Origin of the sequence: Achromobacter sp. RW408 (assembly GCF_003184165.1) — a bacterium.
Classification (GTDB): domain Bacteria; phylum Pseudomonadota; class Gammaproteobacteria; order Burkholderiales; family Burkholderiaceae_B; genus Achromobacter; species Achromobacter xylosoxidans.
The window spans coordinates 2,098,638-2,122,655 of the sequence record NZ_QHHO01000049.1 but is presented as its reverse complement, the minus strand read 5'-3'; the positions used below and the strand labels follow the sequence as shown (position 1 = coordinate 2,122,655).

The window sequence follows — 24,018 nt, the reverse complement described above, 5'->3', positions numbered from 1 at the left end:
GGTGTACGTCCTCCCGCTCACGAAAACGGCTTCTCAGGCCTCGCTGGCCGTCAACCGACGCGCAGCAACCAGAGCCTCATCGCGTGTGGCAACCACCTCATGTGGAATACCGAAGGCTTTGACGGCAATTTCGGACATGGCTGCGACCTCGGCGCGGCGCGCGTCGTCCGGCTCTATACTGATGAGCGCCTTGCAGACCTGGCCCAACGGTTCCTTGTTGTGCTTGAGCCAAACACCACGATGCTTGCGATCCTCGTGGGTTTCGTCGCTGCGAAGCTGGTCGTACACCACGACGAATGGCTGGCCATTCTGCAAAAGGGCCACCATTTCGGCCTCCCACTGGGACGCATAACCCGGCTGTGCCGCAGCCTGGTCGAACACCACGAATGGAAACTCGCGGATATCGTGAATGGTGAAGGTTTTAGGATCGAGGCTCATATTGATGGACTCCTTGAAACAATGGGATGGTGCTCATGGGCCAGCGGCCGTTTCGGTCACTGGATGCTGTTCGATTGGACTAGAGTTGCCGGTAAAGTCGGCAGCGGGCTCGTCCTGCCAGCCCGCGCCCAGCGCCTTGTAGAGCGCAATGGCGCCGAGCACTTCTCCCCCTTGGCTCAAGGCCAGCGCGTCACGGGCCTGATAGGCCGCGCGCTGGGCAGTGAGTACCGGCAGATAGGCGCTCAGACCGTTGCGGTAGAGCCGGGTCGCGCGATCGAGCGCCTGTTGGCTGTCATCGGCCGCTGCGGCCAACGATGCTCGGCGCTGACGTTCGCTGTTCAGCGCCGTCAAGGCGTCTTCCACGTCGCGCAGCGCCAGCCGCACGTCACGTTCGTAGGCCAGCCGCGCGGCATCAGCACCGGCCTGAGCGGCTGTGACGCCGGCACGTGCGCGGCCGCCGTCGTAAAGCGTCTGGTTCGCCTGCACACCTGCCGACCACGCCAGGCTCGCGCCGGAGAACAGGTCGTGCAACAGGCTGGCGGTGGTGCCGAAGCTCAACGGAATGGCGAAGTGCGGAAGCCGCGCGGCCTCGGCTACCCCGATCCGCGCCGTGGCGCCGGCCAGGCGCCGTTCGTCCGCTCGCAGGTCAGGACGCTGGCGAATGACTTCCGAAGGCAACGCCAGCGGCAGCGACGGCGCCACGGGTAGCATGGGCGCGGATTCGACCAGCGCGGCTCGCCAATCGCCGGGAAACCCGCCGGCCAGCACGCCGATGGCATGGCTCAGGCGTGCGATCGCAGCCTCCAGCACGGGAGGCTGCGCCTCGGCAGCTTCACGCTCGGCTCGGGCCTGTGCGACCTCGGCGGACGTGCCCAGGCCGCGTTGCAATGCCCGCTCGGCCAGTTGCTCGCCTTCGCGCAGATTGCCGATGTTGTCGCGTGCGATGGCAAGGCGCGCCTGCGCCGTGCGCAGTTCGGCGTAGTCGGCAGCGAGTTCGGCCAGCAAACTCACCTGCAAGGCATGGTGGTCGTCGGTCAAAGCGTCGATGCCCGCATCGGCCGCTTCCACGGCTCGCCGGGTGCCACCGAACAGATCCAACTCCCAGCTCGCATCGAGGCCGGCGCGCCAGGTACGGGATTGACCGATGCCCGGTGGCCAATCCAGGGTCTTGCTGGACCGCAGGGCCTGCGCTATTCCGCCCGCCGAAACAGTCGGCCCGAGGCCGGATGCGATCTGGATGCGCTCGGCGCGCGCCTGTTGCAACCGCGCCTGGGCGATGCCGAGGTCCTGGTTGCTGGCCAACGCCTGATCGACCAGCCGATCGAGCATGGGGTCGTTGAACGCGCGCCACCATGTTCGCAGGCGCTCGCGATTCGCGGCCGTGAACTCCCCGTGCGCTTCACTCCACTGCGATGGCGTCGTGACCTGCGGAGGGTGGTAGTCGGGGCCTACCGTCGCGCAGCCTGACAGCCAGGTTGTCAGCAACATGGTGGTGATGGCGGTCAACCGAGGGCCGAAAGTGCCTGCTTGGCGAGAGGCATGAAGGAATGTGCGTGCCATGATCGCGGCCTACATCCAGCGGTGCAGCAGCGTCGTCAGACGCCCTTGGGGTACGCGGTCGCGTCCCGTCTGGCCGACCTCAATGCTGCACGTCATTCCTGCCGCTAGGACGATGTTGGCGGGCACCTGGTCGATTTCGACCCGGACCGGGATACGCTGGGCCAGACGCACCCAACTGAAACTCGCCTCGACGCTGGGTAAGCCTTGGGCATCGGCCTGTTCGTTGGCATCGGCGATGCCGCGCCCAATGCTGGCGACATGCCCGTGTATCAGGTCGTCGAACCCCATCAGGCGAATCTGCGCAGGCGCGCCGGGATGGATGCCGCGGAGCTTGGTTTCCTCGAAATACCCGGTAATCCAGAAGCTGTGCGCATCGAGCAAAGCGATGTTGGGATGCCCGGCCACGGCGTAGTCGCCCTGGCGCAGCCGCAGATGCGTCACGTAGCCATCCACGGGTGCCCGCAAGATCGTGCGCGCCAGGTCCAGCCGCGCCACGTCCAGCGCGACCTGCGCGCGGCGCTGTTCGGCCTGGGCAATGGCGACGGCCTGGTTCGCGCGATGGATGTCCTCACGCGGCACCAGATCCTCCATGCCCTTGCGGCGCTGCGCGTCGTCACGTTTCTGGCCCAATGCGGCCGTTGCCGCCGCCAGTTGCGCCTCGGCCTGGGCAACGGCGAGCTGGAAACGCTCGGGGTCGATGCGATAGAGCACGTCGCCGCGCTTGACGTACTGGGCATCGGTCACCGGCACTTCGACCACGGTGCCGTTGACCTCGGGTGCGATGCGCACGACCTGCGCGCTGACGCGGCCATCGCGGGTCCAGGGCGCGAGCACGTAGGCCCGCCAGAGCGCGATGACCAGCATCACCGCGGCGATGACCGCCAACAGCGTCACGGCTGCCTTCGCGGCGGGTTTCAAGAGCGAGATAGCACTAGACATACAGGATCAGAACCGAAACAAGGCAAAGGGAAAGGGCAAACTCGAACAGCGCGGGATGCCAGACCCAGCGCAGCACGCCGCTGCGGGCGAGCACGAAGCGCAGCCCCAGAAAAAGCGGGACGGCGATGCAGGCATAGATGAAGAACGGCGGCAGGTAGATACCGGCCACGGCGATTTCACTGAGCATGGGCAGGGCTCCGGGGCAGCGAGGAAAAATAGCCGGCATGGCCTTCGAGCAGCGCGGCAATGTCGATCAGCGCGGCGGCCAAGCGCTGCGGGTCGCCGCCAGGGGCTGGGTCGCTGACGATTCGGCCCAGGCCGCGCGCAGCGCGGCGTGCGTGGCCGGCCGCCTGGATGGGGGCATGCGCCCGGCGAGCCATCCGCTGCAACGCGGTCGCCACCCACGGGCGCAGGGGCGACGCAGGCGGTGCGTGCCGCAGCCATAGGCGCAGGCGCAGCAGTTCGCGGCCCAGATGCAAACTGGCCAGCGCGTCGCCAATCGCGCGGTCCATCGTGGCCGGCTGGATTTTGAGCATGGCGCCGAGCTGCGCCATGCGATGTTGCTGGCGCAGTTGCCAAAGGCGGCGATCGGCCTGGGCGCCACGCAACACGGCCACCGCTTCGTCGCGGATGCGGCGGCGCAGCCGCTCAATGTCGCGGGCGGGATTGCGCGGCAGCAGCAGGCGGAACCCCAACAGGGCGAACAGTGTCGCCAGCACCCAGGCCACCGACCAGTTCAGGAACAGCCCCAGGTCGTAGTGCATCGGGTTGGCCGCAGCGGTCAGCGTGTTGAACCCGACCAGGTAGGCCAGCCCTGCCAAGCCGTACTTCGGGAAGTTCGTGGCATAGATGCCCGGCATCCAGAACAGGCCCAGGACCAACAGCAGCAGCGGCAAGCCGCTGATGTGCGGCAGCACGCCGAACGCGCAGACGAACGCCATCGGCACGGCGACTACCGTGCCTTTGACGAACTCGACCGCACCGGCAGCGGGATTGCCGGCGGTCGCCAGCAGCGCGCAGTACGGCGCCAGCACCAGCAGCATCATGTCGCCATGCGGCCAACCGGTGACGATCCAGAAGGCGCCGCCCAGCACCAGGGTCAGCATCGCGCGCAAGCCGTTCTGGAGCGCCGCCGTCATGTCACGGTGAAAGTGCACGGTTGGCCGTGCGCTGCGGGGACGCGGATGATGCAGTGCGGCGATGCCGTCCAGCGCGGCCAGAAAGTCGTCGATCTGCTCGATCAGCCGGTCGCCGGCGATGAGAAGCGCGGCTTCCTCGGCCGGCTCGTTCAGGGCCGGTCCGACAAGGGCTGCGATCAGGCGTGCGCGGGCCTGGCGCAGCGCATGTATCGCCAGTTCGATGCCTTGCGCGCCACCGTCAAGCGCCTGCTCTGCTTGACGCCATGCGTCTTCCAGTGCGGGGTGCAAGGTGCGTAGCGCCCGCGCGCTGGCGCTATGCGGCGGCAACGGCGGTGCGCCGCCGACCAGCGCGGCGAACAGCGCAGCCATCGCATGACGCACCGCCAAGGCGCGCTGCGCCAGATCGGCCGATTCGGCCTTGCCGAGTGCCAGCAGATCATCCACGCCATAGATCTCGGCCATGAGGCTGCGCCGTGCCGGCGCAACCCGTGAAGTTGCGGCGGGGCCGTTACCGCCATCCACGGCTTCGTGCTGGGACGCGATGACGTTTGCCGTCTCGGCAGCCATTTGCCCGAGCAGGGCTTCGAGCTTGCCGCGCACACTGCGCCGGCTGAACAGCGCGGACACCAATCCCAGGCAGGCCACGCCCAGCAGGACCGTGGAACCACGTCCGACGACATGTTCGAAAGTCTGCTGTGGGTGCTGGAGAGCACCGAAGGTCGCCAGTCCTACGGTATAGCCGGCAACCACGGTGCCGGAGGCGCGGAAGTGGCGCAGCAGCGTCATCCCGGCAACGCATGCCCCCAGCCAAAAGCCGAACCCCAGCAGGAACAGCCACGGCATCTGTGCAAACGCGCTCATCAACGCGATCGCCACGACCATGCCGACCAAGGTGCCGAGCACGCGCCAGGTGCCCTTGCCGATGACCGCGCCTTGCACCGGGTGGATGACCAGCAGTACGGTCGATGCGGCCGAGTACGGCATATCCAGTTCGATCAGATAGGCCACCGTCAGCGCCAGCCAGGCCGCCAGAATCGAGCGCAGGACATAGGTGGCGCGCGGCGTGGTGAGGTCCAATCGCGCCAGTCCGCGAGCCCGCCGGGCGATCAGCCGGCGGCGGATCGGAACGGGGGGGGGCGAAGGCCCCTGCGGCACTGTCGCTGGACGCACGATCATACTTTCCTGAAGTGATGGTTCGCATCACTTTAGGTCGGGCGTTTGATTCAGAAAAGTGACTTTATTCGAATCAATGATTGCGTCTGGCGCACCGATTGAGCCCGGCGTGCTCCGCTTCTATGCCTTGCTCTTGCTGGGTCTGGAATTCGGAGCCTCGCCGTCATCGCAAAGTGCCCGAATCGTGCGGCGTAGCCGTTGGTGCGCAGGGTCGCTCTGGAAACGTGGATGCCACGCCTGGGTGAATAACACCGTTTCCAGCGGCACCGGCAGGTCGAACAAGCGGATGCGCAGGCCAGCCGCGAGCGCGCTGCGCGCTAGATGCTCGGGCAACGGCAGCAGGAGGTCGGAATCCTGCAAGGCAAAGAGGGCCGTGAAAGGCGTGGATACGACCAGCGCGACATGGCGGTGCAGCCCTTGGGCTTCCAGGCCCGTGTCGATCGGACCAGCGGACTTGCCGCGCCGGGATACGCCGATGTGGCCCCAGCGCGTGAGCCGCTCAGCCGTGATGTCGTCCTCGAAGATCGGATGCCCCGCGCGGGCAACGCCGACGAAGGTGGTGGTGAACAAGGGCTGCACGCGGATTTCCGGCCCGAGCTTGCGCGATGCGCTGATGAACAGGTCGATGCGCCCGCTACGCAGCGCCTCGTCGTCCACGTCGTCTTCCTCGGGCGAGAAGCGCAGCATGGCGCGCGGCATGTCAGCCGCCACTGCCTCCAGCAGTCGGCCCGAATGGATGCCAACGAAGACGTCGTTGGCGCGCACGTTGAAGCGCCGCTCCAACGTCTTCAGATCGACGTCGGCGGTGGGCGCAAGCACTTGGGTCGCCTGTTCGACCGCTGCGCGCACCTGCTCCCGCAGCGCCAGGGCGCGCGGCGTAGGGACGAGCTTGCGCCCGGCCTGCACGAACACCGGATCGCCCAGAGTTTCGCGGATGCGGCCCAACGTGCGGCTCATGGCCGGAGGGCTCAGGTTCATGCGCCGGGCCGCTCCGACCACGCTGCCTTCTTCCAGCAGGATGTCTAGCGCGAGTAGCAGGTTCAGATCCGGATGATCCATCGCGCACCTTATTTTGATTGCACTAAATGAAATCCTAACTCCATATCGGTGCAAGTAGAAGCAAAGAAAGAGCCATGCGTTTCACGCACTCATGAAGTGCATGGAAAGGCATTTACCGCCTTTTTCAGCTCAATCGAAAATGATTGTCGTTTTCATTAAAGGCATGTGCCAGTCAGCACGCCACGCCATCAGCCAGCGCGACATGCCTCCCTTTAGTCCTATCAAGGAGGAGTCCTCATGAAACCAGTGGCCGTGTTGCGCTCAACGCACGGGCGAAGTTCTTGGCATGTGGTCGCCCTGCTGTGGCTGGTCGTCCTGCTCGGCAGCGTCGGTGCAGCCGATGCCCGGCAGCCGGATGCAGTTGCATCGCAGCCTTGGCGGGTGGTGCAGCAATACATGGCAGCATGGAACGCCCATGACGCTCAAGCCGCCACTCAAGCGCTTGCTGCCGATGTGACCTACTTCAACACGAGCGCGGCGGCCCCTCGCCAGGGCCGCGATGTGGTGCGCCATGTCGTCGAGGGTTTGCTGGGCCTGATTCCCGATCTGCACTGGCAAGTGGTTGGAGAGCCCGTCGCCCAAGGGGACGGAATTGCCTTCGAGTGGGAGTTTTCCGGCAATGCCCGTCTACCTGCCGACGCTTCCCACACCGAAAAGAATCGGCCGATTCGATTGCGAGGCGCCAGCTTCGCCCGCGTCGAGCATGGCCGGATCGTTTATTTCGCCGACTACTACAACGGACAGGCCATGCGCGAACAGTTGGCGCCATGACGGCTTCCTTCGCTTTCCTTTCTTTGAGGTATATCCCATGACGTTCTCAAACCCGCAACCGGCTCGCGGGCCGGCTCGCTGCGCCCGTCTGTTCCGAAACACCCGGCTTACAACCGCATTGGCAACGGCGCTGGCTGTACCGTTGCCGGTTCTAGCGCAATCAAGCCCCACCAAAAATGACACCGCGCAGGAGCAACAAGGTCCAATCATCCTGCCGGCTGTGACGGTGACGGGGACAAAGGCGGAAGCCACGACCGAAGGCACCCAGTCCTACACCACCAGCGAGACAGCGGCCGCTACACGCCTGCCCCTGTCGTTGCGCGAAACACCACAGTCAGTGACCGTCGTGACGCGGCAGCACATGGACGATCAGCAGCTCAACTCCGTGCAGGACGCGCTGGAAAGTACCACAGGCATTTCATCGCGCACGCTGGACAGCGAACGGGTCAGCTTCTATTCGCGTGGTTTCTCGATCGACAGTTTCCAGTACGACGGCATTCCGACGACCTTCCTGGAGGGCGCGAGTTTCCTGGATACCGCTTTCTACGACCGCATCGAGGTCGTTCGGGGCGCAACGGGCCTGCTAACGGGTGCGGGCAATCCAGGCGCATCCGTCAACCTCGTGCGCAAACGCCCGACCGAAGATTTTTCTGCCTCGGCGTCCCTCAGTGCCGGTTCATGGGATAACTACCGTAGCATGGCGGACATTTCCACACCGCTGACCATGGACGGCCGAATTCGGGCGCGCCTGGTTGGCGTGTATCAGGACCGCGATTCCTACATCGACTTGTACCAGCAGAAGAAGAAGGCTATTTACGGCGTCATCGACGCTGATCTGACGCCTGACACGACGTTGAGCCTGGGCTTCGACTATCAGGACATCAAGCCCAAAGGCACAACTTGGGGAGGCTTGCCTTTGTGGTTCAGCGACGGTACGCGAACCGATTGGTCGCGCTCCAAGACACTGGCGACAAAATGGAATCGCTGGGACAATACGATCAAGACCGCTTTCGCCAATCTGGAACATCGCTTCGACAACGATTGGACGTTCCGCGCAGCTTTTAACCAGCAACGCACCGACTCTGATTCCCGGCTGTTTTCCGGCCTCGGTTATCCCAATCCGATGACTGGGCAGGGCTTGATTCCCGTTGCGCTTGCCAACTACGCAGACACGCGGCAAAACAGCTTCGACGTCATGGCTTCGGGACCGTTCGAGTTGTTAGGCCGCAAGCATGAACTGGTGCTTGGGGCGATGGGATCGCGCCGTGTGTCCAACGACCACAGCACGGGGTTCGTTTTCCCCAGCACGTCGATCGGCAATTTCTACAACTGGAGCGGGAATTATCCTGAACCGGATTTTGACGGGGCAGGCTATGCCTTGACGCATGCCGTGACGAAACAGAGCGGCTTCTACGGCGCTGCGCGCTTTTCGCTGGCTGATCCGCTCAAGCTCATCATCGGCGGCCGGTTCAGCAACTATGAAATCAACCAAGACGCCAGCGGCGTTAATTTTCACTACAAGAAAACCAGCGAATTCACGCCCTATGCCGGCCTAGTCTATGACTTGAACAATACGTATTCGGTCTATGCGAGCTACACGGAGATATTCAATCCCCAATCCTACCGCGACCGCGACAACCAGGTACTCAAGCCGACAACCGGCAAGAATACAGAAGTTGGCATCAAAGGCGAGTACCTCAATGGCCGCCTCAATGCCGCCGTCGCCTTGTTCGAGACACGTCTGGACAACGTAGCCCAAACCGACATGGGTTACGTCCTGCCCGATGGAACGCAGGCTTATTACGCCGCGAGTGGTACCAAGTCTCGCGGCATAGACTTTGACTTGCAGGGCGAACTGTTCCGCGGCTGGAATCTCTATGCTGGCGTCTCTCACTACACCGCATCAGATGCGACAGGCGCGCGGCTGAGTACCCAACTGCCGCGAACGACGGCGCGACTGTTCACGACATACCGGCTGCCTGGGGAATGGAGCAAGCTGACGCTGGGAGGTGGCGTGACTTGGCAAAGCCGCTTCTACCAGTCGGCGACGAGCCCTAGCGGGGCCGCTACGGTAGAGCAGAAGCCGTATGGGCTGACCTCGCTGATGGCACGTTATGCGCTGACCAATCGAGCAGACATTACGGTCAACGTCAACAATGTCTTCGACAAGAAATACTCGGTCATGAGCGGCTTCTATAACCAAGTGCTCTACGGAGAACCTCGCAATTTCATGGTGACGCTCAACTATAAGCTGTAGAACACTGGGAGGGTCGAGACTGGAATTAGCCGATAGATGGGTCGCGCTACCGTCCAACCTCCCACGACACCCCGCCGCCGCCCACCGTCGCGACAAGCTGCTGTCCCAGTCGCTGTTCGATCACCGGCCGCCACGGCACCAGGCTGAAGCCCATGCCGTTATCGAGCATCGCGTAGCGCCCGCTGGCGAGCATGACGGAGCGCCGGTAGATGCCAGCCACGGGCTGCCCGTCGGCCACCGGGCGATGCTCCAGGCCGGTTTCGGCAGCAATGTCCTTGGCGGCTTGCGCCAGTTCTCGATGGCGCAGTGTGCCCAGCAGGTTGCGTGCAAGGATGACGCGCTGCCCGCGTCGCTGGGCCAAGCCCCTGTTCTTCAAGGAAGTCGGCGCGCTGCTGCATGGCCTGTTTGGCATCGCCACCAAAGCCCAAGTCGCCTAGCCCCTTGCCACCGCCGATCAACTGCTGATCCAGCCATGTCGCGCCGATGACGCGGGCCTGCCGCTCGATGGGTAGGTGCGATTTCAGCTCCACGGCCACACCGCCCAGCCGCTGCGCGTCGTACTGGCGGCCACGTTCGGCCAGGTCGTCCGGCACCTTCCATAGCCCTTCGGCCACGCACTCCACGATGCCGGCTCGGCGTAACGCTTCCAGCCGCCGGGCGTGGGCGGCGCCAACCTCCTGCGGGTCACGTCCAGGCTTGGCCAGGCCCTGTTCGATGACCAGGTGGTGATCGGCGCGGTACGGGCCATCGCCCGCCAGCGCGGCGATGTCCTTGTTAGCGGTGCGTACCACGGCGGAACCGCGCGCCTCCACTTGGCAGCAGCCCACCGCGGGAGTTGCTCGCAAACACGTCATCGCTTCGCATAAGTACGTGGCCGAACATCTGCAAGGCCCGATGCACTCGTTCTTGCTGCTAGTGCGGGAGAAGCTCGAAGCGATCATTCGCTAGTGCGCGCACCCGATCCCACCGACAAGGCCGAAGGCATCAACATCAAGCTGCTGACCATCCAGTGCAACGCGCGTGGCTTCCGCGGCCACACCAGCTTCCACATTGCAGCCCTGTTCTATTGTGGTGGACTACGCCTTCAGCCGGCGGCTTGAACTACGCGAGTCAAGAGGGCTGTCCACTGAAAAACCGGAAGAACCCGTGGATTGTCGATACTACCCGTCGCCCGCGCTGCGGAGTCGATCCTCGTCACCAGTACGGCGCATCGGTGCCCGGCGGCAGTGACGGTCGCGCATACCCGTACGGGAAGTCTCTGACGTGGTGTCTGTCCGGCAAGTCATGGAATTCAACGCTTTCGGTAGACGTCGTTCGACACGGTAGTCCGCTGGTGGATGTTGTTATTGGGTTGGCGTGTTTTGACACGCGACTGCTCACAGCGCCAGCAGTAGGTCGGCCAGTGCCTGCGGATGGGTGAGCATCGCATCGTGTGGCGCATCCAATTCCAGGTAGTTCCAGCCGTCGTTCCTGGCCCGGGCGACGGAGCGCGCGAGCAGATCGCCGGACGCCTGGCGACAGCGGATGTAGGTCTTGGGGCCGCCAGGCAATGGACTTTCCAGACGGACAGACTCGAAGTAACTGTGTGGAGGCTGGCTCTTCAGGCGCGTATTCATCCAAGCCTGGTCGGAGAGGGATACCCCGAACTCCGATGCGGGCAGTGGAGGGATACGCCAGTCAGGATCGGTGGCCACGGCCCTGGCGTAACGATCAATGAGATGGGGCGCGTGGTCGAGCAACTTCTCTCCGTTGGCTGGCAGGAAAGCGTCGAGCAGCACGAGATGGTCGATCCTCTCGCCCAGCCGTGATGCGGCAACACAGACCGGGAATCCGGCATAGCTGTGGCCGACGAGCGTGATCGATGCAAGTCCTTCGGCAGCGGCAAGGATATCCTCGACGTGACTACTCAGCCCGAACCGCCCCGGCTCGCCATCCAGGCCGCTTAGGGTTGGTGCCACCACATGCCGCCCCGAAGCGGCAAGCACGGGAATCAGGCGCTCCCAGCACCAGCCACCATGCCAAGCACCGTGGACGAGGACGAAATCACTTTTTGTTGGCGATCGTGTCATTGTCACGCGTGGCCGGACAGCAGCGGATACAGGGACATCACGAGCAGCACGGCCATCGCGATGTTGAAGATACGCAGGTGGCGCCGGTCCGTGAGCCAGCGGCGCAGCGTCGTGCCGAATGCGGCCCAGACGGCGACGCTGGGGGCATTGACAACGGCATAGAGGACCGCGATGGCGATCACCGCCGGCACGCCGCCCTCTGCGGGGGCGTAGGTGGCGATGGCCCCGATGGCCATGATCCACGCCTTGGGATTGACCCACTGGAAGGCGGCAGCCTTCCAGAAGCCGAATGGCCGACCGGGGGCCCCCGTCTCTTGCAACGGCTGTGAGGTCGCGATCTGCCAGGCAAGCCAGAGCAGGTAGATCGCACCGACCACGCGCAACGTGGTGTACAGGGATGGGTACGCGAGAAACAGGCGCCCGAGTCCCGCCCCCACGCCGAATACCATCGCCGCGAAGCCGAGGCTGATACCAAGGATGTGCGGCACGCTGCGAACGAATCCATGGTTGAGTCCCGAGGCGAGCACCATGGTGTTGTTGGGACCGGGCGTGATGGAAGTCACGAACGCATAGGTCATGAAGGCAAGGAGCAGGTCGGGGCGCATGGGCACAGGGGCATCGCGTTCATGGAAGAGGAAGGTGGTTGAGGTCGATCGCTGCGCCGGGTCACGGTACCCCGATGCAGTGCGCGATGAATCCGCTGCGCTGCTCGATGCGGCGGTAGTACGCGTCCACCGCATCGAGGCGGGGATGCTCGAAGGGCGTCTGGTACCAGCGATGGACCGACAGCCCAATGGCGATGTCCGCCAGGCTGAAGTCCCCGCCCGCGACGTAGGCGTCCGTGTCGACCAGTTGGCCGTCCAGTACGCGCATGAACCGATGCCAGTCTTCCAGGGATCGCTGGACCTGCTGGGCGTCCGCGTGCTCCGGCGAGCGTCGCACCAATGCCATGAAGGCATGGCTCCATGCACGGTTGAGGTCCGACGCCTGCCAGTCCAGCCACTGGTCGACGCGGGCGCGTGCCATGGCATCGCGTGGATACAGCGCGCCGTTGCCATGGCGATTGGCGAGGTAGCGCAGGATGGTGTTCGATTCCCACAGCACGAAATCCCCGTCGATCAGCACGGGTACCATCGCGTTGGGGTTGAGTTCCTTGAACATGTCCGTGTTCACGTCGTTGTAGCCGCTGCCCCAGTCTTCCCGCTCGAACGGTAGGCCAAGTTCGGCGCAAGCCCAAAGGACCTTCCGGACGTTGATGGAGGATCGCTTTCCAAGGATCTTGAGCATGTGCTGTCCCAGTGGGAGTCAGGGCGCAATGGCTTCCGTGGTTTTGCGAACGGGAGCCGAAAGGGGCCGGACGTCAGGCGGGCATGAGTTCCTCGCGGTGCTGGATGATGCGCGACACGAGCCCGTAGGAAACCGCTTCCTCGGCCGGCATCCAAAGGTCGCGCTCGATGTCCTTCAGTACGCGTTCGAGGGGCTGTCCGGTCTCTCGGGCAATGACGCGAGCAATGCGCTCCCGGGCCTTGATGATTTCCTTGGCCTGGATCGCGATATCGCTTGCGGGTCCGCCGGCCCCGCCGCTCGGCTGGTGGATCAGGAAACGCGTCTGTGGCAGGCAGAAGCGCCGCTCGCGTGGCGCCCCCAGGTAGAGATGGGTGGCCGCGCTGCCGACCCACCCCGTGCCCACCATGTTGACGGGCGAGGAAACGAAGCGCACGACATCATGGATCGCATCGCCCGATTCGAGGTGGCCTCCCGGAGAGGAGACGATCATGGTGATCGGCGCGCTGGATTCCGCGTCCAGCGCCAGGAGCTTGCGGACGGTTTCCGAGGCTAGCGCATCGGTCACGGTCCCGAACACGAGTACTGTGCGTGCGCGAAAGGCTTTCTCTTCGAGAAATACGCTGGCCCCACCAGTCGGGGCGACCGGTGGAGAGTCTGCATTGCCGGCAAGAAACATGGATTGAAACTCCCATTTTTAAAAAAACAACCTCAACGCTGCAAGACACCGCAGTAGAGCTCCAGCGCGACCTGCAGTCGCTTCCTAGAGCGGCTGGCAATGGCCACCGCCACCAGACCACCGAGAAGCGATAAATGCGTCAAGCTCCAGTACATGGCCTTGACAGGCCCGGGGGGGTGGAACGCGCCGGAATGATGCGCAAGCAGAATGGTCAGCAACGAAAACGCGGCCAACATAGCGGAGCCCAGCCAAAGGGCCCTATCCAGGACTATCAGTACCGCACCGCTGGTCAGCACTATGGCCGATCCGACATTGAACAGCCATGCCGGCTCCAAGCCAGCGGCTCGCATTTCGAGCAGACCACCCCGAAAATCTATCAGCTTGGCCAGCCCCAGAAAAAGAAAGGCAGAGGCCAACAACACGCGGGCGACGATCCAAAGCGCCCGGCTATCCAATGCAAACCCGATGCGTTCACGCATGTACTTCGCTCCAAATCCATGGTGTCAAGCTCCTGAGAAACGGAACCTACGAGCAACTAACGCAGGTGCGGGCAGGTGCGCTTGACCGGCGCGCCACACTATAAGTGCCAGATGACATTACAATCAAAAAATTGTCATGGATACATCGCAAGATGCCAATTGCACGCTACAAACGCTTGGTTGATAGATTCGCCGCCGAGATTCGATCTGGTCAGTTACCGCCCGGCACCCGTCTGCCCACGCATCGGCAACTGGCTGCAAAAGAGAAGATCGCGCTGGTCACTGCCACCCGTGTCTACGCCGAATTGGAGGAAATGGGACTTGCAATAGGCGAGGCCGGGCGTGGCACCTTCGTGCGGGAGATCGCGCTTCCGGCTGGGCTGGGTATGGATCAGCAGGCGATCGCTGCGGATATCGTTGATCTAAACTTCAACTACCCCGCCTTGCCGGGGCAAACCGAGCTGCTACGGACAGCCTTGCGGCAGCTGGCCAGCGCTGGCGATCTGGACGCGTTCTTGCGTTGCCACCCGCATGGCGGCCGGCCACATGAGCGAACGGTTTTTGCAGCGTATCTGGCACGGTCTGGCCTGCAAGTGAAACCAGAACACGTATTGGTGGTCAATGGCGCTCAGCATGGCTTGGCCGTCGTGGTGATGGCGTTGCTGCAACCCGGCGACGTAGTTGCCATCGATGCGCTAACCTATCCAGGGTTCAAGGCCTTGGCCGATCAGTGCAAGCTGGATCTGGTCACGCTTCCAGTTTCCGGCCTGGGGCCCGACTTGGATGAACTGGAGCGCTTGTGCCGCAAAAGACCCGTACGCGCCGTCTATGCCATGCCGACCATCCACAACCCGCTGGGATGGGTCCAATCTGCCGATAGCCGCCAGCGGCTGGTCAAGCTTGCCCGAAAGCATGACTTGATCCTGATCGAGGATGCTCCCTACGCCTTTCTTGAACCGAATCCACCCGAACCGCTTGCGGCGCTGGCACCAGAGCGATGCGTTCACGTCACTACGCTCTCCAAGAGCGTGGCAGCCGGACTGCGCGTGGGTTTGGTCGCCGCGCCAGCAGACTGGATTGCCCGGCTCGAACGCGCAATCCGGGCGACGATATGGAATACGCCCGCGGCGATGACCGCGCTGGCTTGCGCGTGGCTGACAGATGGAACGGTGGATAGATTGATTACCGAAAAGCGCCGGGATGCCGCAGCCCGGCAAGCGGTGGCGGCGCAGGTGCTCGCCGGATTGAATCCGGTCAGCCATCCGGTTTCCTACTTCATCTGGCTGCCACTTGGCGAAGATGTGCGTGCCGAGTCAGTGGCCTTGTCGCTTCTGGAGCGAAAGATATCGGTATCTACCGCTACGCCTTTTTCCGTGGGGCCGCGCATTCCCCATGCCTTGCGTATCGCGTTGGGATCCGTCGAACTTGCCACGTTAAAGCATGCGTTAGGTACGGTGCGGGACATCATCGAGTATGCGTATTGATCCGCATTTCAATACCCTCCAGCAATACCTTCTTTGTGGATTGCGATAACAGCAACGGATACTGATCTATTCAGGCGCAATGTAGCGATGGGTGGCTGCATTGCCGACCCAGCCTGTGCCCACCATGTTGACGGGCGAGGAAACGAAGCGCACGACATCATGGATCAAATCGCCCGATTCGAGATGGTTTCCCGGGGAGGACACGATCATGGCGATCAGCCACATCCTCGCGAAGCGACCTTCGCGCGTGGACCCATGGCAAGGCCCGGACAGGCCGCGAACTCGCGTGCGGGTGACGACATCACCGGATGGTCGTCATTGCGAAGTGCAGGTATCTCCGCTGAGTGCCGCGTCGGCGGCATGTGTGGGCCCTGGAGCGCGCGACGCATCGCTGGCGACCAGATCGAGTGCCGACAGCAGCGTATCGCCCTCGACCGGCTCATGCAGCAGCAGTGATCTTCCCGTCAGGCTGTCTTCCAGCCGCACGGTGGGCGTGGCGTTGATGCTGCTGCGCAAGGCCTCGTCGGCCTGCGCTCGAACGATGGCTGCGGGACGATCGCTGTCCAGGCAGGTCCACATGGCGGTCGTCAGACCTGGCCAGGCCTGATCGGTGGGCAGTCCCTGGCCATCGCCCCGGGTGTTTTGGTAGAGCCATGCGATGGCATCGAAGAAGGCCTCGTGGCCTTGCGCCTCGCCTGCGCACTCGGCCACGCGGGCCAGCCGACTCGCCTCGGGATCCTGCATCGCCAGCGGCAGGTGATGCCACCGCAGGCTGGCCTCGGGATGGGCATCGATCCAGGCCATCAGGGTCGGGTAGTAGGCCTTGCAGAACGGACACTCCAGGTCGGCGTACAGCGTCAGCGTGAAGCGCGCATCGGCTGGGCCGCGGCGCCAGAGTGGGCCGGCCGGATGCGCCTGCGCGACCTCGGGCCCCGTGCGCGGCGCCGGCGCACCGGGCGTGCGGTATAGGAGCCAGCCCAGCAGGCCGGCCACAAGGATGCCAGTGACCACCCACAGCAGCCATGGCATGCGCCCGGAGCGCTTGCGAATGGCCTGGGACCGGCTTGGCGAGGTGGTTCGAGACTGGAATTAGCTGATAGATGGGTCGCGCTGCCGTCCCACCTCCCACGATACCCCGCCGCCGCGCACCGTCGCAGCGAGCTGCTGTCCCAGCCGCTGTTCGATCACCGGCCGCCACGGCACCAGGCTGAACCCTATACCGTCATCGAGCATGGCATATCGGCCACTGGCGAGCATGACGCCGCGGCGGTAGATGCCTGCTACGCGCTGCCCATCGGTCACCGGCCGATGCTCCAGGCCTGTTTCGGCGGCAATGTCCTTCGCTGCATGCGCCAATTCCCGGTTGCGCAGCGTGCCCAGCAGGTTACGCGCCAGGATCACGCGCTGCCCGCGCCGCTCGGCCAGCCCCTGCTCGGCCAGGAAGTCGGCGCGCTGTTGCAGGGTGTTCTTGACCTCGCCGCCAAAGCCCAGGTCGCCCAGCCCCTTACCGCCGCCGATCAACTGCTGATCCAGCCAGGTCGCACCGATGACGCGGGCCTGCCGCTCAATGGGCAGGTGCGATTTCAGCTCCACCGCCACGCCGCCCAGGCGCCGCGCGTCGTACTGGCGGCCACGTTCGGCCAGGTCGTCCGGCACCTTCCATAGCCCTTCGGCCACGCGCTCCACGATGCCGGCCCGGCGCAGGGCTTCCAGCCGGCGGACGTGGGCTGCGACGACTTCCTGCGGGTCGCGGCCGCGCTTGGCCCGGCCTTGCTCGATCGCCATGTGATGATCGGTGCGGTACAGGCCATCGCTCGCCAGCGTGGCGATCTTCTTGTCGGCCGCCCGCGCCTCGGCGGAACCGCGTACTTCGACCACGGCTCCGGTGGGGTAGTTCGCCAGCTCGTCGCGGGCGTTCAAGGCAACGTAGTGGGCCTTGCCGTCCGCGCCGTCGATGACCAGATAGCCGCGGTCCTGCAGCTCGTCGGCCAGCCCCTTTGCAGCCACTCGGCCGATGACAGTACGGCCGTCGTCGCCCGGCTCTAACACCGCCAGCTCGCGTGGCTGGCCGCTCATGGCGCGCTGCATGGTGCGGATGATGTCGCCACGCTCGCCCAGGGCGCGCAAGGTCTTTTCCGCGTCCCCATGGACGGCCCAGGTGCCGGGCTGCGTCTCGTCGGCCAAGCCCAGGCGCTGCAAGCGTTGCAGGCGGCCGATCAGCAGCAGGCGCTGGCGTTGCAGCCGGGGTTCGCTGAAGCGTTCGGTCTGCACCCGGCCATCCTCGCCGGCCTCGCGCTGCAACGTGCGGTCGAGGCTCGTCCACCGCTCTTGCTCCACTTCGCGCTGCAAGGTCTGCTGGATCTCCAGTTCGGTGCGCGGGCCGAGCCATTCCGTCGCCAGTTCGGCGGCGCGATGGCGGAAGCCGTGGGCGATGTAGTCGCCGGCGATGATGAGGTCTTTGCCGGTGTCGTCGCGCCCGCGCACGATCAGGTGGGTGTGCGGGTTGTCGGTGTTCCAGTGATCCACCGCCACCCAATCCAGCCGCGTCCCCAGGTCGGCTTCCATGCGGTTCACAAGATGCCGGGTGTAGGTGCGCAGGTCGTCCAGCTCGGCGCCGTCCTCCGGGGAGATGATGAAGCGGAAATGGTGCCGGTCGTCGGCGGCCCGCTCCTTGAAGGCATCCAGGTCGGCTTCGTCGGTCTGCGGCTCGTAGGCGCGACCCGGTTCGCCATCGCGGCCGGCGCCGTCGCGCTCGATGTAGTGCAGGTGCTTGACGAGCGACTGCGGGCTGGCGTTGCGCTGGTTGACCAGCAGGGTCTTGATGGTCACGCGCCGCGACATGGGCGTCAGCTTCGCGCCCGCGAAACGCGCCGCCGTGTGGCCGCGCCCAAGCCGTGAACCGGGGCGCTGGCCGGCGCGTGCGCCGCCGCCGGCTGCGGAATGGCGCATCGAGGACTTGCCGCCGCTGGCCTTGCTCGCCTGCTTGAGCACCTTGGAAACGAAGCTCTGGCCCTGGCCCTTGCCCCGGTTCTTCGGGGCGCTGGGACGCGCCCGGAAATCGTCGCCGCGGCGGCCGGTCATGACCGCTCTACCTGCAAGCTCTGGCGTGTCCCGTCGTGCAAAGCACGCGGACATGCCTGCATTGGCGCGAGCCTCGCTTCCTGCGCGGCACGGCGGCTAAGCCGCTGCGTGCCGCGCCACCCCCATGTGCAGACAGGCTTTCGACGCGGCCCGGTGCCGCGTCCTTTTGTCTTGCCTTCCGCCTTTGCCTGTCGCTGGTGCTCCAGGCGTCGGCGGCCCGGCGGCGCTGTGCTGCTTGCAGCCAGCCCGCCGGCGAACACGCAGATGGACGCGCCGATGGCCGCAGGCCAGGCACGTTCGAGGCAAGACGCCTGCACATTGGACGGCTGCGCCGAAGGTAGCGCGAAGTGCGGCGCGGATGCGCTCGCACTGCACGCGCGACGACACGGCAACAGCAGCCGGAACGACATGCCCGATGGCACGATGAGAGGCACGGCAACGTGCAGCGAATCGGCGGCCATCATGGGCGTGTCTCCAGCCAGACCGGATGCGCGACGCCGATCACGGAGGATGCGCTGACCGGGCCGAAATACCGGCTGTCGAACGACGCCGGATTGGTCACGCTCAACAGGAACAACTCGCCCGGTTCGAGGCGGCGGCAAAGCTGCAAGGATGGCAGCGGCCGGCCCAGCCGGTCGGCAGGCAGCGCGGCGGCCGCAGGCACGCCGTCGATGCGTACCTGCCCAGCGACAATGCAGACGTGTTGCGGCGCGACCGCACCCACACGTTTGAGCAGCGGAATGTGAGTAGGCAGGTAGCCGCGCTGTGCAGCGAGTGCGGCAGCATCAGCGGGCAATCGGGTCAGGACGATGCTACCCACGGACAAAGTGCGTGGCAGCGAGACGGCCCGATGGTCAAGCGGCTGCACGCGATACCAGCCGACCGGAACGCTGTCGGACGGGTTGTAGATCAGGCGCGGCAGCGGCTGCACGAAAGCCGCCCAGGCCAGCGCAGTAAGGCCGATGGCGGCGAAGCCCGCCAGAGCGATGCGAGCGCGCAGGCGCGAGCGAGGAAGCAGCGCGGCTTCGGGCGTGCGCGCAGCGATGGATTCAGCGGTCATGGCGGCACCCTCCGGACAGCCAGGCGGCATGCCGTTCGGCGGTGTATTCAGGCAGCGGCAAGCGCGCCGCCAGACGGTTGCCCAGCGTGCGCCAGTACGCGGGCGAGACGGCAGACGGGGCGATGCCCAGCGCCTCGATGGCGTCGATGCGTTCCAGCACGGCGCGCACCGAGTTCTCGCCTTCAGCGTGCAGCAGCAGACGCGCGCCAGGCCGCACGCCGGGGATGCGCTGCAAGGCATCCAGCGGCGTGCCAGCCTGCATCACCATGAGCTGCCAGCGGATCGTGCCGTAGTCGTTGGCCTGCCAGCGGATGCGGCAGAGCATCGCGCCCGGCAGGAATACCGCGCTGCGCCGCCAGTCGTCCAGGCGCAGCGTGCGCGCAGGTTCGCCGAAGCGCAGGTAGAGCTTGAAGCGGTGTTCGAGGTATGCCAGCGAAACGCGCGTCAGCGGCACGTTGCTGGCCTGCCCGGCGAGTGTCGAAAGCGCAGGCAACGGCGTAGCCGGTGCCGCGTTCGCGGCAGGCAAAGCGGATGTATTCATGGTGTGTTCTCCCCACGGTTCGCTGGAAACTCCCGTTCCAGCAGACCGCGCAGCAGTTCGGCCACGGTCACGCCCTGGCCGAAGGCGGCGATCTTGATGCGCGCACGTAGCGCAGGCGTCACATCAAGCGTCAGGCGGGCGGTGTAGAGGTCGCCCTTGTTGAGCGCATCGGCGTCGCCCTGGCGAATCCACGCCTCTGCGTGCGGATTCGCGGGCGGACGCGCACCGATGCCAACGCGCTTGGCCGTGCGTTTGCTGTTCGGTGGCAGCTTCGCTGTCATATCGGCCGCCGCAGCAGTTCGTCCACCAGGGCGGTGATTTCGCGGGCGGCAGCGCTGTCGGGCGCTGTCTCGCGTGCGAGCCGGCCAGCGGCCACGCTGTCGGCGAACACGATGCGCTGGCGCACTTCGCTGCGCAGCGCCGGCAGCGGCTGTTCGGCCAGCGATTGCCGCGCCTCGCGGCCGATGATGGTGGTGCTGACGCGCCGGTTGATGACAAAGGCCGCTGCTAGCTGCGGCCGGAACACCTGGGCTTCGCGGATCAGCGCCACCATCTCGGCACTGGCCCATAGGTCATACGGGCTGGGCTGCACCGGAATCAGCACGCGCTCGGCCGCCAGGAGCGCAGAGCGCGCCAAGGCGGCAATCCTGGGCGGGCCGTCAATGACGACGTGATCGGCCCGCCTGGCGAGTTCTGGGGCTTCCTGGTGCAGGGTTTCGCGGGCAAGGCCCACGGCGCTGAACAGCCGGGGCAAGCCTTGCTGGCTTCTGCGCTGCGTCCAGTCCAGCGACGAACCCTGTGGGTCGGCATCCAGCAGAATGACCGACTGGCCGCGCAGCGCCAGTTCTCCGGCGATGTGCGTGGCGAGCGTGATCTTGCCCACACCGCCTTTCTGGTTGAGCAAGGCGACGATCATGACGCGGCCCTCCGACCTGGAAAGCCAGCGTGGTTTTGCCTTGCCGAACGGGGTTGGTGTTGGGGCTGTTCTTGCCTTCGGATTGGTGGCGATTTTTGCTTTTCGGCAGTTGTCCACCGAAACGGCGCTTCTCTACTAAAAGTTAGAGAATTTAAGTTAGGTATGTTAGGAAGCGCGCAAACCCGCGCCGTTATTGGCTTTCCGGCGTTCTCGTACTCCTGATAGCACGATAGGCGTACTCCCGATAGCACGATACCCGGTACTCCTGATAGCACGAGGCCGTCCACAGGCTTTCCCACAGTTATCCCCGTGCCGTGGACGGCACGGGCCGGAAGGTCAGCAATTCCACGTCGTCCTCGGGTATCCGCACGATATCCAGCTCGTACCCTGGCAGGGATTGCCGGGCGACCAGGGCACGCAAGTCGTAGGCAAAATCCGAGAATCGCGTGCTGCTGCCCGACTTGCGATGCAGGTGTCGAAAGTCGAACTGCCAGCCGTATTCCTGCCTGCCACCGTGCTTGCGCACCAGGCGGTACAGCCAACGTTCGATGCCGCCGGTCAGCCGGAAATACGCCGGGTCGATGGTCAGCACCAGAGCGGCGTCGAGTACGCCCGCATAGAACCAGTCCGGCAGGATCAGTTCGATGCCCAGCGGCGTGCCGTTGGCGTCGGCCAGTTCCTTCCACTCGTTGATCCATGAGAAGCGATGCAGCCGCCGTCCGGTCGTCTCGCGGATGGACGTGGCCACGGTGGTCGATTGCAGCCGATCCAGCGCGGCCTTGAGGCGCTGGTAGTCGCGTAGCGACTTGCCGCGCCCGATGAAGCGCAGGATCTCGTAAGGCGTGGCGTGCATCAGCCGCGACGGCCGCAGCCCCGCGTCCTGCGCCTCCACGATCTGGCTGGCGGCCCAGATCAGGATGTCGGCATCCCAGATGGTGGCGATGCCGTGCTCCTGCGTGCCTTCCACGCGTATCGTCACGTTGCCAGCCCGGAAGTCGATGGGCTTGACCCGCTTGGATTTCGCCAGCGAGAAGAACGGATAGGCCATCAGGTCCTGGCTGTCGCGCGGCGCCATGTCGCCCGGCAAGGCGCGGAACAGGTCGAGCTGTTTGCGCTCCTGCACCGGCCGCTGCCGGGGCGGCAGCGCGGGACTGGACATGACGGCGGCCACCCGTGAACCTGCGATCAGCGGCGGTCACGGTAGTCACCCGCATGGCGCTCGGCGTACTCCGGGTCGGAGGTGGCATCAAAGCTGCGCGCATCGGCCCAGGCATCCAGGTCGGCCACCGCGTACATGACGCGTCGGCCGAACTTGCGGAACTTCGGCCCGCCGCCGATCACGCGCTGTTTCTCCAGCGTGCGGGGCGACAGCCGCAGGTAGTCGGCGGCTTCGTCGTTGGTGAGATAGCGCTGGGGCTGCGCGGGCGCAGCGACTGCAGCGGAAGAAGCGGTTACAGAGGGCCGCAAGGGAGCGGGTCGCATGGGATTTACCTCCATCAAGCCCGGCCACACCACGCAGCCGGATAGAGGCACTTTCGAGAAATTCAGGCTTCCTGCTAAGGGACGAATTGCAGCGAGCGCAAAACGTCCCCCCTTACTACGATGCAACTGGCTCAAGCTGCGCCAGGCTGCGATAGCCGCCGCGCATCAGCGCCTCGCCACGACGCACCAGCCGCCGCACGCGGGCGCGCAAGGCGCTGTCGGCGTGCCAGTCGGTGGCCACGGCATCCACGCCGAACAGCCCTTCGGCTATCTCGCGCAGGGACGCGCCCGCCAGGGTCGCATCGAGCGCCTGCAAGGTGTGCAGTTCCTGCACCGCCGCGAGCGTGGGCCGGGAACGGGCCACTGCCGCAGGCATGGAGTCCGGCAGCACCGCCAGCTTGTCCAGTTCGGCCATCAGTGCCCGATAGCGCGCGCAGGGCGTGGCGCAGGCGCGGGTGGCATAGAGATAGGCCATACCGTCTTCCAAGCCCGGCGCCAGCGCGAGCCGCAGGCAGCAGCCGGGCCAACGCGACACTAGCACCAGGCGCTTGCCATCGTGGATCAGGTGCTTGCGGCCGGGGACGCGCCAGAACGCGAAGGCATAGGCATCGGGAGGCGGGTCGGCGTCCGGGTAGAGCTGGACCACGCCGTCGTGATCGGGGAACCAGGCCGGATGCGCGTCGCGCGCGTCCAGGGCCGGGTCTTCCAGCAGGCGCAGGCCCCAGCGGTGCGCCGCATCCGGACGGCGGCGACGGCGCAGCCAGTCGTGCCGGTAGTCGGGATTGCGGCGCAGGTACTCCCAGGCCAAGGCCGGGCCATCAAGGTGCAGCGTGTAAAGATACGCGGCGGTCGGATACCAGTGTTCTCGATGTTCGGCACTCGGGCCAGCCATGACGCAACCTCCTGTCAGTCAGCAGGAACGTCGCCACGGTTTTCGGCGTGCGGGAGCTACCGTTTCAACATCAAAACGTCATCGTGATCGGGTTAAGCTGAAACTGCGGGTGTCAAGTCCAATTGGCTCCGGTGCATTGCGAAAATCGTCTGAATGCGACGGCTGCACCGCTAAGGAATCGACGGTCAGCAGTCGATACCGTGCCGCAGCCCGGGCCAAAGACCATGACTGTTTGCAGCACTCTTGCACCGCTTCGGTGCAAGAGTGCGGATTCAGACCGGCCGGGTCTTGAGTGAGACGGAAATAGTCACAATGCGCTGCGCTTGGCCTCGCTGCGCGGGCCTGCATCAGTCCGGTATCGAACCGTCTTCTTCGGCCAGCCGCACATACTCCGACAGCGGCCGCGTCGGCTGAAAGTAACGGTCGCGCATCACGGGTTGCTTGCGCGGCCCGACGATGGACGCCAGATCGGATAGCTTGATCGTGCCCAGCGCCGGTATCCCGATGCCGAGGTCGATCAGGCCATAGGTCGTATCGCCATCCGCAGGATCGAGCGACGCCAGCAGCCAGATCGCGTGCGCATCCGGCGTGAACAGCCGCACCACGGGCAGCGGGTCGATGACTTGGCCGGCAGCGCGTGCAGCGCCGTAGGCCAGCAGCCGGGCGCGTTCATCGGCGGTGACAAGCGGCAAGGTCATGATCGCAATTCCCACAA

26 protein-coding genes and 2 pseudogenes are annotated in these 24,018 nt (G+C 65.0%); 5 read left to right on the top strand and 23 right to left on the bottom strand.

The window, feature by feature from the left end; translation table 11 throughout:
* Window positions 1–33 precede the first annotated feature (33 nt).
* The 6 genes from DK459_RS29205 to DK459_RS29180 form a co-directional block, all read right to left on the bottom strand.
* Window positions 34–438, bottom strand: coding sequence for a hypothetical protein (locus DK459_RS29205; protein WP_070541713.1), 405 nt, complete (start codon window positions 436–438; stop codon window positions 34–36).
* 33 nt (window positions 439–471) lie between these two features.
* Entirely contained in the window at window positions 472–1,944 is a 1,473-nt protein-coding gene (locus DK459_RS29200; protein ID WP_320565766.1) for an efflux transporter outer membrane subunit, read from the bottom strand.
* Window positions 1,945–2,007: 63 nt separating this feature from the next.
* Window positions 2,008–2,937, bottom strand: coding sequence for an efflux RND transporter periplasmic adaptor subunit (locus DK459_RS29195; RefSeq protein ID WP_070541711.1), 930 nt, complete (start codon window positions 2,935–2,937; stop codon window positions 2,008–2,010).
* Window positions 2,930–3,124: a DUF1656 domain-containing protein gene (locus DK459_RS29190; protein ID WP_070541708.1), complete on the bottom strand. Its 195-nt coding sequence runs from the start codon at window positions 3,122–3,124 to the stop codon at window positions 2,930–2,932. Before DK459_RS29190 ends, DK459_RS29195 begins: the two co-directional genes overlap by 8 nt.
* On the bottom strand, window positions 3,114–5,153 hold the full coding sequence (locus DK459_RS29185; protein ID WP_233256874.1) for an FUSC family protein: 2,040 nt from the start codon (window positions 5,151–5,153) through the stop codon (window positions 3,114–3,116). Before DK459_RS29185 ends, DK459_RS29190 begins: the two co-directional genes overlap by 11 nt.
* Window positions 5,154–5,369: 216 nt before the next feature.
* A complete protein-coding gene (locus DK459_RS29180) occupies window positions 5,370–6,308 on the bottom strand; it encodes a LysR family transcriptional regulator (protein ID WP_070541705.1) in 939 nt (312 codons plus the stop codon).
* Window positions 6,309–6,545: 237 nt separating this feature from the next.
* Here DK459_RS29180 and DK459_RS29175 point away from each other — a divergent pair, with 237 nt between their 5' ends.
* Together DK459_RS29175 and DK459_RS29170 are read left to right on the top strand one after the other, a co-directional pair.
* Complete coding sequence (locus tag DK459_RS29175; RefSeq protein WP_083301402.1) at window positions 6,546–7,079, top strand: nuclear transport factor 2 family protein; 534 nt, start codon at window positions 6,546–6,548, stop codon at window positions 7,077–7,079.
* A gap of 37 nt (window positions 7,080–7,116) precedes the next feature.
* Entirely contained in the window at window positions 7,117–9,336 is a 2,220-nt protein-coding gene (locus tag DK459_RS29170; RefSeq protein ID WP_083301401.1) for a TonB-dependent siderophore receptor, read from the top strand.
* Between the two features lie 46 nt (window positions 9,337–9,382).
* Here DK459_RS29170 and DK459_RS29165 read toward each other — a convergent pair.
* Window positions 9,383–10,148, bottom strand: a pseudogene (locus DK459_RS29165) (DUF3363 domain-containing protein); the annotation flags it as partial.
* A 135-nt stretch (window positions 10,149–10,283) separates the two neighbouring features.
* Between DK459_RS29165 and DK459_RS30675 the strand changes: the two are divergent.
* Window positions 10,284–10,436, top strand: coding sequence for a hypothetical protein (locus DK459_RS30675; protein ID WP_158288286.1), 153 nt, complete (start codon window positions 10,284–10,286; stop codon window positions 10,434–10,436).
* 276 nt (window positions 10,437–10,712) lie between these two features.
* Here DK459_RS30675 and DK459_RS29160 read toward each other — a convergent pair whose 3' ends face one another.
* From DK459_RS29160 to DK459_RS29140, 5 genes are all read right to left on the bottom strand, one after another.
* Window positions 10,713–11,405, bottom strand: a complete 693-nt coding sequence (locus DK459_RS29160; protein WP_070541703.1) for an alpha/beta fold hydrolase — start codon at window positions 11,403–11,405, stop codon at window positions 10,713–10,715.
* Window positions 11,406–11,407: 2 nt separating this feature from the next.
* Complete coding sequence (locus tag DK459_RS29155; protein ID WP_070541700.1) at window positions 11,408–12,010, bottom strand: LysE family translocator; 603 nt, start codon at window positions 12,008–12,010, stop codon at window positions 11,408–11,410.
* A gap of 61 nt (window positions 12,011–12,071) precedes the next feature.
* Window positions 12,072–12,692 (bottom strand): glutathione S-transferase family protein, encoded by a 621-nt coding sequence (locus tag DK459_RS29150; protein WP_070541697.1) that lies wholly within the window; start codon window positions 12,690–12,692, stop codon window positions 12,072–12,074.
* 73 nt (window positions 12,693–12,765) lie between these two features.
* The gene (locus tag DK459_RS29145; RefSeq protein WP_070541694.1) at window positions 12,766–13,368 is read right to left on the bottom strand and encodes an ATP-dependent Clp protease proteolytic subunit; all 603 of its coding nucleotides are present in this window, start codon (window positions 13,366–13,368) and stop codon (window positions 12,766–12,768) included.
* Between the two features lie 32 nt (window positions 13,369–13,400).
* A complete protein-coding gene (locus DK459_RS29140) occupies window positions 13,401–13,847 on the bottom strand; it encodes a DoxX family protein (protein WP_070541691.1) in 447 nt (148 codons plus the stop codon).
* Between the two features lie 152 nt (window positions 13,848–13,999).
* On the opposite strand from DK459_RS29140, the gene DK459_RS29135 reads away from it, so the two are divergent.
* Window positions 14,000–15,331: a PLP-dependent aminotransferase family protein gene (locus tag DK459_RS29135; RefSeq protein WP_070541688.1), complete on the top strand. Its 1,332-nt coding sequence runs from the start codon at window positions 14,000–14,002 to the stop codon at window positions 15,329–15,331.
* Window positions 15,332–15,409: 78 nt separating this feature from the next.
* Here the strand turns inward: DK459_RS29135 and DK459_RS29130 are convergent.
* The 7 genes and pseudogenes from DK459_RS29130 to parA form a co-directional block, all read right to left on the bottom strand.
* A pseudogene (locus DK459_RS29130) lies at window positions 15,410–15,547 on the bottom strand (ATP-dependent Clp protease proteolytic subunit); the annotation flags it as partial.
* Window positions 15,548–15,646: 99 nt separating this feature from the next.
* Window positions 15,647–16,360, bottom strand: coding sequence for a DsbA family protein (locus DK459_RS29125; protein ID WP_070541685.1), 714 nt, complete (start codon window positions 16,358–16,360; stop codon window positions 15,647–15,649).
* Between the two features lie 60 nt (window positions 16,361–16,420).
* A complete protein-coding gene (locus DK459_RS29120; RefSeq protein ID WP_110135221.1) occupies window positions 16,421–18,412 on the bottom strand; it encodes a relaxase/mobilization nuclease and DUF3363 domain-containing protein in 1,992 nt (663 codons plus the stop codon).
* Window positions 18,413–18,872: 460 nt separating this feature from the next.
* On the bottom strand, window positions 18,873–19,472 hold the full coding sequence (locus tag DK459_RS29110) for a S26 family signal peptidase (RefSeq protein ID WP_070541682.1): 600 nt from the start codon (window positions 19,470–19,472) through the stop codon (window positions 18,873–18,875).
* Window positions 19,462–20,013, bottom strand: coding sequence for a DUF2840 domain-containing protein (locus DK459_RS29105; RefSeq protein ID WP_070541679.1), 552 nt, complete (start codon window positions 20,011–20,013; stop codon window positions 19,462–19,464). Before DK459_RS29105 ends, DK459_RS29110 begins: the two co-directional genes overlap by 11 nt.
* On the bottom strand, window positions 20,010–20,294 hold the full coding sequence (locus DK459_RS29100; protein ID WP_070541676.1) for a chromosome partitioning protein ParB: 285 nt from the start codon (window positions 20,292–20,294) through the stop codon (window positions 20,010–20,012). Before DK459_RS29100 ends, DK459_RS29105 begins: the two co-directional genes overlap by 4 nt.
* Window positions 20,291–20,929 (bottom strand): ParA family partition ATPase, encoded by a 639-nt coding sequence (parA, locus tag DK459_RS29095; RefSeq protein WP_070541673.1) that lies wholly within the window; start codon window positions 20,927–20,929, stop codon window positions 20,291–20,293. The genes DK459_RS29100 and parA overlap by 4 nt, the downstream gene beginning before the upstream one ends.
* On the opposite strand from parA, the gene DK459_RS30895 reads away from it, so the two are divergent.
* Window positions 20,928–21,068, top strand: coding sequence for a hypothetical protein (locus DK459_RS30895; RefSeq protein ID WP_199234317.1), 141 nt, complete (start codon window positions 20,928–20,930; stop codon window positions 21,066–21,068). The genes parA and DK459_RS30895 overlap by 2 nt on opposite strands.
* A gap of 162 nt (window positions 21,069–21,230) precedes the next feature.
* On the opposite strand, the gene DK459_RS29085 is transcribed toward DK459_RS30895, so the two are convergent.
* From DK459_RS29085 to DK459_RS29070, 4 genes are all read right to left on the bottom strand, one after another.
* The gene (locus tag DK459_RS29085) at window positions 21,231–22,088 is read right to left on the bottom strand and encodes a replication initiator protein A (RefSeq protein WP_070541793.1); all 858 of its coding nucleotides are present in this window, start codon (window positions 22,086–22,088) and stop codon (window positions 21,231–21,233) included.
* A gap of 26 nt (window positions 22,089–22,114) precedes the next feature.
* Window positions 22,115–22,411, bottom strand: a complete 297-nt coding sequence (locus tag DK459_RS29080; RefSeq protein WP_070541671.1) for a helix-turn-helix domain-containing protein — start codon at window positions 22,409–22,411, stop codon at window positions 22,115–22,117.
* A gap of 115 nt (window positions 22,412–22,526) precedes the next feature.
* Entirely contained in the window at window positions 22,527–23,303 is a 777-nt protein-coding gene (locus DK459_RS29075; protein WP_070541668.1) for a DUF2285 domain-containing protein, read from the bottom strand.
* A 347-nt stretch (window positions 23,304–23,650) separates the two neighbouring features.
* On the bottom strand, window positions 23,651–24,001 hold the full coding sequence (locus tag DK459_RS29070) for a DUF2958 domain-containing protein (RefSeq protein WP_070541665.1): 351 nt from the start codon (window positions 23,999–24,001) through the stop codon (window positions 23,651–23,653).
* Window positions 24,002–24,018 lie beyond the last annotated feature (17 nt).